Source organism: Hyalangium minutum (genome assembly GCF_000737315.1).
Classification (GTDB): Bacteria; Myxococcota; Myxococcia; order Myxococcales; family Myxococcaceae; genus Hyalangium; species Hyalangium minutum.
In genome coordinates this window covers 102,640-115,336 of the sequence record NZ_JMCB01000005.1, presented here as the reverse complement: position 1 = coordinate 115,336, position 12,697 = coordinate 102,640, and the positions used below count along the sequence as shown (strand labels likewise).

Annotated in this window: 10 protein-coding genes and 1 riboswitch; of the genes, 5 read left to right on the top strand and 5 right to left on the bottom strand. The window is 70.5% G+C overall.

The genetic code is table 11. From position 1 onward, the window contains the following. From DB31_RS14035 to DB31_RS51235, 4 genes are read left to right on the top strand one after another with little or no spacing between them, the layout of a single operon-like run. Nucleotides 1-1,479 carry a methyl-accepting chemotaxis protein gene (locus DB31_RS14035; protein ID WP_044187533.1) on the top strand — a complete coding sequence of 493 codons (1,479 nt, stop codon included), beginning with the start codon at nt 1-3 and terminating at the stop codon, nt 1,477-1,479. Next, nucleotides 1,476-3,554 (top strand): response regulator, encoded by a 2,079-nt coding sequence (locus DB31_RS14030; RefSeq protein WP_044187531.1) that lies wholly within the window; start codon nt 1,476-1,478, stop codon nt 3,552-3,554. The genes DB31_RS14035 and DB31_RS14030 overlap by 4 nt, the downstream gene beginning before the upstream one ends. Then, nucleotides 3,551-4,201: a CheB methylesterase domain-containing protein gene (locus DB31_RS14025; protein ID WP_052419949.1), complete on the top strand. Its 651-nt coding sequence runs from the start codon at nt 3,551-3,553 to the stop codon at nt 4,199-4,201. Before DB31_RS14030 ends, DB31_RS14025 begins: the two co-directional genes overlap by 4 nt. Then, the gene (locus DB31_RS51235) at nt 4,198-5,289 is read left to right on the top strand and encodes a response regulator (protein ID WP_044187529.1); all 1,092 of its coding nucleotides are present in this window, start codon (nt 4,198-4,200) and stop codon (nt 5,287-5,289) included. The genes DB31_RS14025 and DB31_RS51235 overlap by 4 nt, the downstream gene beginning before the upstream one ends. A gap of 3 nt (nt 5,290-5,292) precedes the next feature. Here the strand turns inward: DB31_RS51235 and DB31_RS14015 are convergent, their stop codons facing one another. The 5 genes from DB31_RS14015 to DB31_RS13995 form a co-directional block, all read right to left on the bottom strand. Beyond that, nucleotides 5,293-6,360, bottom strand: a complete 1,068-nt coding sequence (locus tag DB31_RS14015) for a FecCD family ABC transporter permease (RefSeq protein WP_083968266.1) — start codon at nt 6,358-6,360, stop codon at nt 5,293-5,295. Nucleotides 6,361-6,373: 13 nt separating this feature from the next. Beyond that, nucleotides 6,374-7,237, bottom strand: coding sequence for an ABC transporter substrate-binding protein (locus DB31_RS14010; RefSeq protein WP_044187526.1), 864 nt, complete (start codon nt 7,235-7,237; stop codon nt 6,374-6,376). Between the two features lie 12 nt (nt 7,238-7,249). Then, complete coding sequence (locus DB31_RS14005) at nt 7,250-8,827, bottom strand: MXAN_6577-like cysteine-rich protein (protein ID WP_044187524.1); 1,578 nt, start codon at nt 8,825-8,827, stop codon at nt 7,250-7,252. Then, nucleotides 8,824-10,869 (bottom strand): TonB-dependent receptor plug domain-containing protein, encoded by a 2,046-nt coding sequence (locus tag DB31_RS14000; protein WP_044187521.1) that lies wholly within the window; start codon nt 10,867-10,869, stop codon nt 8,824-8,826. The genes DB31_RS14005 and DB31_RS14000 overlap by 4 nt, the downstream gene beginning before the upstream one ends. A gap of 55 nt (nt 10,870-10,924) precedes the next feature. Then, nucleotides 10,925-11,161, bottom strand: a riboswitch (cobalamin riboswitch). Continuing rightward, complete coding sequence (locus tag DB31_RS13995; protein WP_240486687.1) at nt 11,160-11,693, bottom strand: FHA domain-containing protein; 534 nt, start codon at nt 11,691-11,693, stop codon at nt 11,160-11,162. It overlaps the preceding riboswitch by 2 nt. A gap of 185 nt (nt 11,694-11,878) precedes the next feature. On the opposite strand from DB31_RS13995, the gene DB31_RS13990 reads away from it, so the two are divergent. Next, the gene (locus DB31_RS13990; RefSeq protein WP_044187520.1) at nt 11,879-12,535 is read left to right on the top strand and encodes a YcjF family protein; all 657 of its coding nucleotides are present in this window, start codon (nt 11,879-11,881) and stop codon (nt 12,533-12,535) included. Nucleotides 12,536-12,697 lie beyond the last annotated feature (162 nt).

Genomic DNA, 12,697 nt, shown 5'->3' with positions numbered 1-12,697 from the left:
ATGCGTCGGAAGTTGACGGTCGGCCAGCAGATCGCCGCCGGGTATGCCGCGGTCATGCTCATCATGATCCCTCTCGCCATCGTGGGGCTGATGGCCAACCGCCGGTTCCTGGAGTCCAGCCAGCGCGTGGCCCACACCTATCAGGTGATCGGACGGCTGGAAGCCATCCCTTCCAACATGCGAGCGGCGGAGATGGGGACGCGTGGCTTCGTCATCACCGGGCAGGAGTCCTCGCTGGATACCTTCGTGGAGGGCGAAGCGGACCTGCGCAAGGCCATGGATGATCTGAGCCGGCTGCTCATGGACGACCCCGAGCAGATGCGCCGGCTGGCGTCGCTGCGGCCCGGCCTCGAGGCCCGGATAGAGGAGATGCGCACCGTCATCGCCACGCGCCGCGAGCACGGCTTCGAGACCACCCAGTCGCTCATCCTCACCCCGAAGACGCGGGAGACCATCCGGGATCTGCGCTCCCGGGTCGCCGAGATGGTGTCCGTGGAGCAGAACCTGCTCCAGGAGCGCGACCGCGTGGCCCAGGAGGAGGCCCACTTCCTCACCCTGCTGTCGGAGCTGGGCGTGGGCGCGCTGATCATCGTCATCATCGGCGCGGGCGTCTACATCACCCGCGGGCTGCGGCGGCAGATCGGCCTGGCGGTGGAGCACGTGCAGAGCTCCTCCACGGAGCTGCAGGCGGCCGCCACGCAGCAGGCCGCGGGCGCGCGCGAGCAGGCCTCGGCCACCACGGAGGTCTCCACCACCGTCAAGGAGCTGCTCTCCACGTTCCGGCAGATCGCCGGCAGCGCGCAGCAGGTATCCCTGGCCGCGGACGAGACGGCCAACGCCACCGGCCAGGGCGTGCAGACGGTGGACCGGGCCCAGGAGGCCATCGAGTCGGTGCGCCGCCAGGTGGACGTCATCGTCAGCCACATGCTGGACCTGGGCAAGCGCACCCAGCAGATCGGCGGCATCCTGGACATCATCAACGAGCTGGCCGAGCAGACGAACATCCTCGCCATCAACGCCACCATCGAGAGCGCGGGCGCGGGCGAGCACGGGCGGCGCTTCGCGGTGGTGGCCGAGGAGATTCGCAAGCTGGCGGACCGGGTGGGCGTCTCCACCAAGGATGTGCGCACCCTCATCGACGAGGTCCGCGCGGCAGCCAACACCACCATCATGGCCACCGAGGATGGCTCCAAGGCGGTGCAGAACGGCGCCCGGCAGTTCGCCGAAGTGGCCGGCACCTTCCGGCGCATCTCCGAGCTGACGAGCGCCAACCTGGACGTGGCGCGGCAGATTGAGCTGAGCACCCAGCAGCAGACCTCGGCGGTGGAGCAGGTGAGCGCCGCCATTCAGCAGGTGGCCGTCACCGCCAAGCAGACGGAGGTGAGTTCTTCTCAAACGTTGCAGACCTCCACGCACCTCATCCAACTCTCCCGCCAGCTCGCGACGCTGGTGGATGCCCGGCACACGAACGCGAGATGAACCCTCCCGGCGTCTTCAGCCACTTCCAGGTCGAGGCCCGCGAGCTGCTGGAGCAGCTCAGCCAGGGCTTCGTTTCCCTGCAGGAAGGTGGCGAGGATCCGCAGGTGGTGCCGCAGCTGTTCCGCTGGGCGCACACGCTCAAGGGCGCCGCGCAGGTGGTGAAGCAGGCCCAGCTGGCGGAGATGGCCCACGCGCTGGAGGACGCGCTCGCGCCCTACCGCGCGCAGGGCGCGCCGCTGCCGCGCGAGAGTGTGGGGGAGTTCCTCAAGCTGGTGGGGCAGATGCGTGGGGTGCTGGAGGCGGTGGGGTCTCCCGCGCCGAGCACCCCGGAGGCCGCTCCCTCCGCGCCCGCGAGGGAGACGGTGCGCGTGGAGCTGGCGGCGCTGGACGAGCTGCTGGATGGGGTGGCGGAGGCGGTGGTGCAGCTTGGTGGGCTGCGGCAGTCGGTGGAGGCGGTAGGGCAGGCGCGGCGGGCCTCGCAAGGGTTGCTGGAGCTGCTCACCGCCCCCGCGGCTTCGAGCGCCTCGCCCGCCGAGCACGCCCGGTGGCTCTCCCGCACGCTGGCGGTGGCCGATGCGCTCCACAGCGCGCTCTCCCGGGCGGGGCGCTGGCTGGATGGTGGGCTGGGCAAGGCGGAGAACGAGCTGACGCGGCTGCGCGATGCCAGCCATGCGCTGCGGCTGGTTCCCGCCTCCTCCCTCGCCCAGCCGCTGGAGCTGGCGGCGCACGAGGCCGCGGCCTCGCTGGGCAAGCGCGTCTCCTTCGAGCTCGAGGGCGAGGACGTGAGGCTGGATGGGCACGTGCTGGCGGCGGTGCGCCAGGCGCTGCTCCACGTGGTGCGCAACGCGGTGGACCATGGGCTGGAGGAGCCCGAGGAGCGGCTCTCGCTGGGCAAGCCGGTGCAGGGCCGCCTCTGCGTGCGCGTGGAGCGCTGCGGCGCCCGGGTGCGCTTCTCCTGCGAGGACGATGGCCGCGGCGTGGACCTCGCGCGGGTGCGTCAAGCGGCAGTGGAGCACGGGCTCGTCACGGAGGGAGAGGCCGAGACGCTCGACGAGCAGGCCCTGCTGGAGCTGCTCTTCCGCGCGGGCTTCAGCACGGCCTCCGAAGTGACGGACGTGTCCGGCCGCGGAGTGGGGCTGGATGTGCTGCGGGAGACGGCGCGCGAGCTGAAGGGCGTAGCCAGCGCCACCAGCCGGCCTGGCCTGGGCACTCGCTTCACGCTGGAGGTGCCCGTCTCCCTCATCTCGCAGGAGGTGCTGGAGGCCGAGGCGGGCGGCCAGCGGCTGCTGCTGCCGCTGGATGCACTGACGGCCTCGGTGCGCCTGCCCCCAGAGTCCTTTACCTGGACGGGCGCCCACGCCACCTTCGTCCACGAGGGCCAGGCCGTGCCCTTCCTCCCCCTGGTGACGGTGCTGGGGCGAGCCGAGGAGGCGCGCAACCGGCCGTGGTCGGTGGCAGTGCTCGGCCAGGGCGCGGAGCAGGTGGCGGTGGGCCTGGACCGGATGTACGGCATCCGCCGCGTGGTGGTGAAGCCGCTGCCGCCCTCCGTTCCCGCGCTGCCGCTGGTGGCCGGCGCCAGCTTCGATGCCCAGGGCGAGCCCGTGCTCGTGCTGGACGCGGTGGGGCTGGCCCAGCGCGTCCGCCAGGGCTCGGCACTCCCGGCCGCGCCTCGCACCATGCGCCGCCGCAGCATCCTCGTCATCGACGACTCGGTGACGACGCGGATGCTGGAGCAGAGCATCCTCGAGTCCGCGGGCTACGCCGTGGCGCTGGCGGCCTCCGGCGAGGAGGGCATGGAGCAGGTGCTCAAGAGCCCTCCAGCGCTCATCATCGTGGATGTGGAGATGCCGGGCATGAGCGGGCTGGAGTTCACCCGAAGACTGCGGGCCCACCCCTCACTGGCGGCGCTGCCCGTGATCATGGTGTCATCCCTGGGAACCGAGGAAGCCCGGAGACGCGGGAAAGAGGTGGGGGTCTCGGCGTACATCGTCAAGGGCGAGTTTGATCAACAGGGCTTCCTCGACACCGTGGCGCGCCTCTCCGGCGGGCCGGAAGAGCGGAGGACTGCTCCATGACATCGCTCACTCTCCCCAGGCCTTCGAGGCCGCCGCTCCTGCCCGCTCCGGCGCGAGCTCCGCGTGCGGTCGTGATGGGCGGCTCCACCGGCGGCCCCACGGCCGTGCGGCAGTTGATCCGGGGACTGCCTCGAGACTTCTCTCTGCCCATCTTCCTGGTGCTCCACCTCTCCGAGTCCTTCGAGAACACGCTGATAGAGTTGCTGGGCAAGGACGCGCCCTTCCCCGTGCGCCAGGCGGTGGACGGAGAGCCACTGCCACCGGTGGGCCTTCCTCAGGTGGTGATGGCACGGGCCAACCGGCACCTGCGGATGCACAGCGGCCGGCTGTGGCTGACGGACGAGCCGGAGCGGCACTCGTGCCGTCCCTCGGTGGATGTGCTCTTCGAGTCGGCCGCGCAGCAGCTTGGGCCGTACGCCATTGGCTGCCTGCTGACGGGGATGGGGCGGGACGGAGCCCAGGGGCTTCAGGCGCTCCAGAAGGTGGGCGCAACAACGCTGGCTCAGGACGAGGCCAGCTCCGCCGTCTTTGGAATGCCGTGCGAGGCCATCCGGCTGGGCGCGGTCCAACACGTCGTCGGGTTGCAGGATCTGCCCGGGTGCCTGGCGGCACTCGCGCGCACGGCAGTGAAAGGAAGGCCAGCATGAAACCCAGTGTGCTCATCGTCGATGACAGCGCGACTGTGCGAGCGGATCTCCGCGGGGTACTCAGCGCCGCGGGCTTCAATACCCTGGTGTGTGGAGGCATCGCGGCAGCGCGCAAGGCGCTCTCCGAGGAGTGGGTCGATCTGATCATCCTCGACGTCATCCTCCAGGATGGAGACGGCGTGGAGCTGCTCATCCAGCTTCGCGCCGAGGAGCGCACGGCCCATGTGCCCGTGCTCGTGCTCTCCGCGGAGGCGGCCGTGAAGGCCCGGCTCCGAGGCCTGAGCGGCGGGGCCAACGACTACGTGGGCAAGCCGTACGATCCGGCCCTGGTGGTGAAGCGGGCCCGGGAGCTGACGCGGGCGCGCTCCACCACGATGGACCTGGAGCCGAAGCTGGTGGCCGCCGCGCGCCGCCGCCGGGTGCTGGTGGTGGATGACAGCCCCACCTTCCTCCATGCCGTGGTGGAGGAGCTGCGCAAGGACGGGCATGACCTCATCGCCGCGGTCTCGGCCGAGGAGGCGCTCTCGCTGCTGAAGGCGCAGCCGGTGGACTGCATCCTGATGGACCTGGTGCTGCCGCGGATGGATGGCATCGCGGCGGCGCGCATCATCCGCGCGGATCCGAAGATGGCCACGGTGCCGCTGCTGATGTTCACCGCGCTCTTCGAGAGCCAGAAGATGGCGGAGGCGCTCGCGGCGGGGGTGGATGCGTTCTGCCCCAAGGCGAGCGACATGACGCTGCTGCGCGCGCAGGTGCGCAACCTGCTGCGGCGGCGCGCCGCGGAGGACGAGCCCCCCCGGCATGCCATGCCCCGCTCCTCGATGGCCAGCGCTGCCCCGGGCCGGCTCTTTGATCGGGTGGTGGCGTGCAGCGGCCTGTCGCCGGTGATCGCCGCCACGACCATCACGCGCGCCTGCCGCCGGGCCAACGTGGACCCCGAGCACCTGAACGTGGGAACACTCATCCAGGCCATGCCCTCCATCCGCGAGGCGCTGCGCGTCTTCCTCACCGAGCACGAGACCCGCCGGTGCATGGCGGAGATTGAAGAGTTCACGCGCGAGGGACAGCCCTCATTAGCGGCCATGTGAGTGTCACCCCCGGCCCTCTGCTCGTGGGGCGCCGCCCCGCCGGTACAGCAGGGCAATGAAGAGGGGGCCGCCGAGCAGAGCCGTGATGACGCCAACGGGCAGCTCGTTGCCGAAGAAAGCGAAGGACACCCGCGCCAGCACGTCCGCCAGCACCAGGAACGCGGCGCCTCCCAGCGCGGAGAGCGGGACGAGCAGCCGCTGATCCGGCCCGAAGGCCAGTCGCAGCACGTGCGGCACGATGAGGCCCACGAAGCCAATCAAGCCCGTGAGGGCCACGGCTCCGGCGACGCTCGCGCTGGTGGCCAGCAGCAACAGGCGCCGCGTGCGGGCCACGGGAACTCCCAGGGCCGCGGCATCCTCGTCCCCGAGCATCATCAAGTTGAGCCGTCCGGAGAGCGCCACCATCACCGCGATGGCGGCGAGCTGGAGCAGCGCGGCCAGCCCCAGCGTGGCACCGCGCTCGTAACCGAGCGAGCCCGCCAGCCAGTAGAGAATCTCTCCCAGGCGATCCGGGGCGGACAGCGTCTTGATGAGCGTGATGGCGGCGGAGGCGAACGCGTTGAAGACCACGCCCGTGAGCAGCGCGGCATAAGGCGCCCGCGAGGAGTGGCCCCGGCTGGCGGCGAGAACGAAGAGCACGGAGCCTCCCGCACCGGCGAATGCCAGGAGCGCGGGCCCCGAGAGCCGCGAGAGCCCGCCGAACAGCCCCGGGGCCACCTGCCCCACCGTGGCCAGCCCCAACGCCAGCGCGAGCGTAGCGCCCAGGGCGGCACCACCGGAGACGCCGAGCACGAACGGATCCGCCAGCGGGTTGCGCAGCAGACCCTGGAGCGTGGTTCCGGATGCCGCGAGCCCCGCGCCGACGATGATGCCCAGCAGGGCGCGGGGCAGACGCAGGGACCAGAAGATGACGGCGTCGCTCGACTGCGGATCGCCGAGCGCAGCGGAGAGGGAGATGGGCTGCTCGCCAAAGCGGACGGCGATAGCGAAGGCGACGGCCAACAGCACAAGGCCCGCGGCACCCAGGCCGAGGACCCGCGAGGCGCTCAGCCTCCTTCCCTGCCGTGTCACTCCCTCTCCTCCGCTAGCGGACCTGGACGCCCGGATGCAACAGCCCGAACAACTCTTCGAGGCCCTTTCCCAGCGAGGGCCCAGGCTGCAGCAGCGCGAAGGATGGCACCTCTACCCAGCGCGCGGCGGACAGCCCGGGCAGAGCCTGGATCTTCTCCTTGCCCACGTCCACATCCGCCGCATCCACCACCACGTCAGGCTTGGCCCGCACCGCGCGCTCCACCGAATAGACGGGGTAGGCGGAGCCTGCATCCGCCGCGACGTTCACGGCCCCGGCGTCGCGCAGCAGCTCGTCCGCGAAGGAGCCTGGCCCAGCGACCACCAGTGGCTCGAAGCCATAGGCAAGCAGCACACGCGGCGTGGGCAGCTTCTTCGCCGCCTCGCGGATGCGGGACCGGATGGCCTCGATGCGGGAGACGAGCGCGTCGGCCTCCTGGACGCGGCTGAGCGCCTGCCCCACCGCACGCAAGGCGGCGAGCGTGTCCGCCACGGTGTGCAGGGGCAGCAGGAGCACGGGGACGCCGAGCTCGGCCATGCGCTCCACGGGCCGCTGGTTGCCAGGGCCCGGCTGGACGAGCACCACGTCCGGCTTGAGCGCGATGACGGCCTCCACGGACGGATCCACGAAGCCGCCCACGCGGGGCAGCTTCTCCACGCTCTTGTCCGTGTCGAAGCGGGACACCCCCACCAGAGAGCTGCCCGCCCCCAGGGCGATCACCATCTCCGAGAGGGACGGAGCCAGCGTCACCACGCGCTGCACCTTCGCGGGCTTCTTCGGTCCCAGCCACCGGGGCCCAGGCTGCGCATCGGCGGCGCCCGCCACGCCGGAGAAGACCAGCGCGGCGAGCAGGAGCAACGGAGTGAGGCGGACTCTCATGAGGGCAGTCTCCTACGGAATGGCGACGACGTCTCCCACGAGGGAGAAGCCGGACTCGCGCTGGCAGGCGGGGATAGGGGGCTGCTTCTGGCCACTGAGGCCGCGCACCTCGGTGAGCGTGTTCCCGGTGACGTCGACGACGAAGATGCGGCCCGCGTTGTTGTCACCCAGGTAGATGCGGTTACCCACCACGGCGAAGCGGCCAGCGGAGGGCAGCGCGCAGGAGGTGCTCGACTCGGGGCACGCGAGGGCCCAGGTGGAGACGGCGGCGTCCTGCTCATCCAGCAGCACCAGGGACGACTTCTTCACGGCGGTGAGGTTGTAGCTGGCGTCATAGGTGGCCTCGCCCGCGCAGCTCACCACCAGCTTGTTCCCCACGGGGGCAAGCCAGCCCGCGTTGAGGCACCCGTCCCCGAGCGGGAGGTACTTCACCTCGCGGGTCTGCGGATCGATCTTCGCGACGAGGCCGGGGCCGCCGGGCCCATAGGTGTTCGGGTCCAGGTTGTTGAGCGCCACATAGAGGAAGCCGCGGTGGGCGACGATGCCCGAGGGGGTGGGAACAGGGCTTCTATCCGGGAACGGCTGGAGCGCATCGCCCGAGGGCAGCTGGACCAGCGGCGAGGTCAGCTCCGGCTGGGCGGGATTGGCCAGGCTGACGCGAGCCACCTTGCCGCCGGCGGACAGGTCTCCGAAGAAGTTGCCATACAGGGTGACCCACAGGTCCGTGCCGAGCCGGGCCATGGCGAACGGGTTGGAGCTGGCACCGAAGTCCACCCGGGCCACCGGCTCCAGCCCGAGCCCCTGCGGGAAGCGTGTGCCCTCGGTGAGCGTGCCGGGCGCCGTCTTGCGCTGGAGCACCAGCAGCGTGTTGCTGGAGGAGTTGAGGACGTAGACGTAGGGGTCCTCGACGAGCACCTGGTTGGGCGCGTCGTCGGTGTCCGCAGCCTTCGGCAGGGAGACGTAGTCCACGAGCCGGGCCTCGCGCAGCTTCTTCGCGGTGTCGAGCACCAGCAGCACATCCTGCATGGGCGCCACCGACTGCGGGTGGTCGCCGATGGCCCGGTTGGGGCCCTTCAGGTCCGAGCCCGCCTGGAGGCCCACCACCTGGCCCGTGTTGAAGCAGGCCGCGACGACGTCATACGTGCACACGCCCGAGTGGCAGCTCTTCGCATCCGTGCACGCCGTCTCGCAGGTGCCGCAGTGTCCCGCGTCCTTCGCGAGGTCCACGCACGAGTCCCCGCAGCGCGTGAGGCCCTGGGAGCAGTTCACCTTGCACTGGCCGCTCTCGCACACCCGGCCCTGGCCGCAAGAGACACCACAGGCGCCGCAGTTGTTCGCATCGGTCGCGGTGACGGTGCACTGCCCGGCACAGAGGGTGGCGCCCTCTTGGCACCGGCAGGCTCCTTCCGAACACACCTGCCCGCTCCCACAGGTGTTGCCGCACGCACCGCAGTTCGAGGTGGAGCTGGTGAGGTCCTCGCACTGGTCGGAGCAGAGGGTCAGGCCCTCGCTGCACTCCGCGCCGGAATCCGGACAGCCACTCAGCCACAGGCCCAGGGCCACTATTGTCACCGTCAACGTACTTCTCATCGAACTTCCGTCCTTTGTGAGGGGGAACTGCTGGGGGAAGTGCCACCGAACGCCGCCGTGAGCGTCACGTAAGCGGAGCGGCCTGGAAGGGGGTAGCCGTTGAGGTCCTCGGCGTGCGCGTCGAAGACGTTCTTCAGCTCCACGGAGAGGGTCAGCTCGGGAGAGTGCCCGAAGGTGCTGGAGGCCCCCGCGTGGACGAACGTCCGCCCCGGCAACACGGCCTCTTCGGTGCGGTTGGTGAACTGCGCGGACTGCGAGGCCACCTCCACGCGCCCGGTGAGCCAGCGCGGACCGCCGGACACGCGCGCGCTCAGCTTGTGGCGCGGACGGTACGGCAGCTCCTTGCGGTAGTAGCGCACGTCGTCCCGGAGGTTGCGCGAGACGAGCAGCGTGTAGCCCAGCGTGCCCGACACCCACGGAGCGGGACGCCACTCGCCCTCGGCCTCCAGCCCGGCCACGCTCGCGGCGGCGAAGTTGAAGGGCTTGGCGGAGAACGGCGGGTAGAGCTCGTAGGCGATCAGGTCCTCGTAGAGACTGTAGAAGCCGCCCACCGAGGCCAGCGAGCGCTCGGTGCGATGCACCACCGCGAGATCCGCGTAGAGCGCCCGCTCGGGGCGGAGCGCGGCGTTCGGCAGCAGCAGCCCCTGGCGCACGTACAGCTCCTGGAAGGACGGAGCCCGGTGCGCCTGCCCAGCGTTGGCGCGCAGCTCCAGGCTCCACGGCAGCGACAGCGTGGCGCCCACCTTCGGCGACAGCAGCGTGTGCGGCCCGGCGCGCTCCACTCGTATCGACGGCGCAACGAGCAGCTGGCCGCCCACCAGCACCAGCTCGTCCATCACCATGACGCTGGCGCGCAGCCAGCTCGGTCGAGAGTCCTCACCGGAGACGAGCTCCGCGTCCGTCACGTCCTCGCCCGTGACGGTCACCGCCGCCGACAGGCCATGCCAGCCGCCCAGCAGCTTCCGCGCCTCCACCTCCACGCCACCCACCCGCTGCGTCTGGGAGCCCTGCACTGCCTGAGGCCCACCCTCCAGACTCAGACGCTCTCCTCGGAACCATGCCCGCGCGGAGCCGCGCACGCCCTCCCGCTCGCCCGAGACGCGGAGGCTGGCCGATGCGCGCTGCGTGCTCTGCCGCGTGTCCGGGCTCGGATTGACCGCGGTGCCTGCGAGCCCCCGGTCATCCGCGAACAGCTCGGTCAGCAGGTCCACCTCGAGGCCGCGCTCCGAAGTGCGCCGCAGCCGAAGCAGTCCTCCCGCTCCACGCGCGTCATTGTTGGTCCGGCGGCGCTCCTCCAGCGCATCTCCCGGGAACGCGGGGCTCGGGTCGAAGAGGAACGAAAAGTCGCCCTCGGAGCGCCCACCATGCACCAGCAGCAGCGCATCCACCCCCGCGAGCGGGCCCGTCGCGGACAGCCAGCCGAGCTGCGTGCCCCAGCTTCCATACGTGGCCTCTCCCGCCACGCGCGCCTGCTCTCCCGGCCGCCGGGTGACGACGTTCACCACGCCGCCCAGCCCTCCTGAGCCGTAGCGCGCCCCCGCGCCCCCGCGGAGCACCTCGAAGCGCTCCACCATCGCCAGCGGCACCCGAGACAGGTCCACCACCCCACCCGCTCCATTCAGGGGAATGCCATCCAGCAACAGCAGCGAGCCATTCGGCGAGGCGCCGCGCACCACCAGGTTCTTGCTCTGCCCGTAGCCGCCGCTGTCCTGCACCTGCACGCCCGCGGAGGTGGAGAGCACCTCGGCGGCATCCTTCGCGGCTCCGCCAAAGACCGCCGTATCAATGATGGTGAGCGCCCCACTGGGGTCCCTCTGCCGGGCCGAAGTCATGGGCTCGGGCGGGCGCGTCGCCTGGACCTCCACCTCTGGAGCGGAGATGAGCGCGTCCTCGGGCTCTACCGCATCAATAATGATGGGAGCCTGCTCGCCCGGGGCGGTGGGCGCAGGAGTGCTCGCGTCAGGAGCCCCTTGGGCTCGCGCGATTCCATTCAGGGTGAGCGCCAGACACAAACCGAGCCCGGCAAGAGATGACCGCCCCATGCTCCGCCTTCCGCTCTCTCCATCGAAGAGAGAAGGCCATCCGGAGCCGCCTTGCGAGCGGCCGGACCTCTGGGCAGGTCTCCTGGCTCATGGGCTCCGGGTGAGGGCGCACGCTGCGCCTCTCCGGAAGAAGTCCTCCCCCTTCCCCGAGACAACCCTCTCGAGTGGGGACTGCCGAGGACCCCGGCCCTGACCGACAGGGCTGCCCACATACAGTGGCGGGACCGCGCCGGATTTCCACCGGCTTCCCTCTTGCGTGCCCTGCATGGGCACCCAAAGGCGCGGCCCTTCTATGGGTTTACGCCCACGCTCGTCAAGCGCACCTGGGAGCGCGCTCGGGCGTGCACGTACTGCTCGAAAGCGGGCGCCTGCAGGAAGGACATCTCCACGGCCCCGAAGCGCAGCGAGGCCCGATCGAACAGCGGCGTCGGGCGGCCCGGGACGATGAGCACGCCCGCCTGGAAGGTGCCGTTGTGGCTCTCGGCATCCACCACCTGCCACATGCCCGTGTGCGGCTCCTTGCGGAACACGGCGTGCAGCCGCGACACAGTGGGGTCGTCGATGACAATGTCACAGTCGGGCGAGCGGCCCAGCGTCACCTCGTCCACATCGGCGATGCGCTTGTGCAGCTCAAGCACGAGCGGCTCGGAGGCGGTGGGCCGTGAGAAGCGGATATTGGACAGCGTGGAGCGCGCGAAGCCCAGCGGGGCCTCCTTGCGGGGCGGTGGAGATTCCCACACCAGCACCGGCCAGGAGACCGCCTTCAGCACGGACTCGCGATCCTGCAGCAACTGAGACGCCAGTAAGGAGAACCGAAGCGCCACGCCAACCACCTCCCCCTGCCAGAATCGAGGACAGAACCTGTGCATGCCCTCCGGGGCTGACCAGTGCCTCGCCCACCGTCCACTCCCAGTGGCATTTTCGGCGGGAGCCGCTCCCTCCGCGCGCGTCCTGTTCAGCGAGCAACGTCCGGGTATGCTCCGTGCGACCAGTCCAGGAGAAGACGACCATGTCGTGGCTCGACACATTGGATGACATCCGCACACGGGACTTCAGCAAGGTGCCCGCGAAGGAGCGGGACGCGATGGCTCGGGATGTCATCAACATGAGCTCGTACGCGGTGGCGCTGGTGGCCATCTCGCCGCTGCCGCTGACGGACGTGGTGCTGACGCTGCCCATCCAGACCGGCATGGTGATGACGGTGGGGCACATCTACGGGCGCAAGGTGACCAAGGCCTCGGCGCAGGAGCTCCTCATCGAGCTGGGCACCACCGCAGGCGTGGGCCTGCTGGCACGGCAGGGCATCAAGGCGCTCATCCCGGTGCTCGGCGCGCTCCTGACGGTGGCTCCCGCGTACGCCGCCAACTGGGCCATGGGCCGGGTGGCGATGGAGTACTACAAGAACCCGCAGCTCAGCCGCACCGCCCTCAAGGAGGTGTTCCGGCGGGCTCGGGAGGAAGGCACCTCGGTCTTCTCGAGGGAGGGGTTCGAGCGCTTCCGGAAGCAGAACACGAAGGCCGTCGAGGAAGTCGCCGAGGCCGCGCGCGAGCAGGAGGAGGAGGCCAGCGCCCCGGCTCCGAGGAAGGCCGCCACGAAGAAGTCCGCCGCGAAGAAGGCGGGCGCGGCGCGGAAGAAGACGGCCACGAAGAAGTCCTCCAGGAAGTAGTCCTCCGGGCTCCCCATCCACGACCGTCCACGGCAGTCCACGGCGGTGGACGGTACGGGGCTCCGAAACGCTCTCTTTCACAGCCTCTCCGAGGGGAAGTGCCGTTGGCACGGCGCCTGCTTTGGGCTCCTGCGACCTCAGGCGGTCGAAGCCGATGAGGCG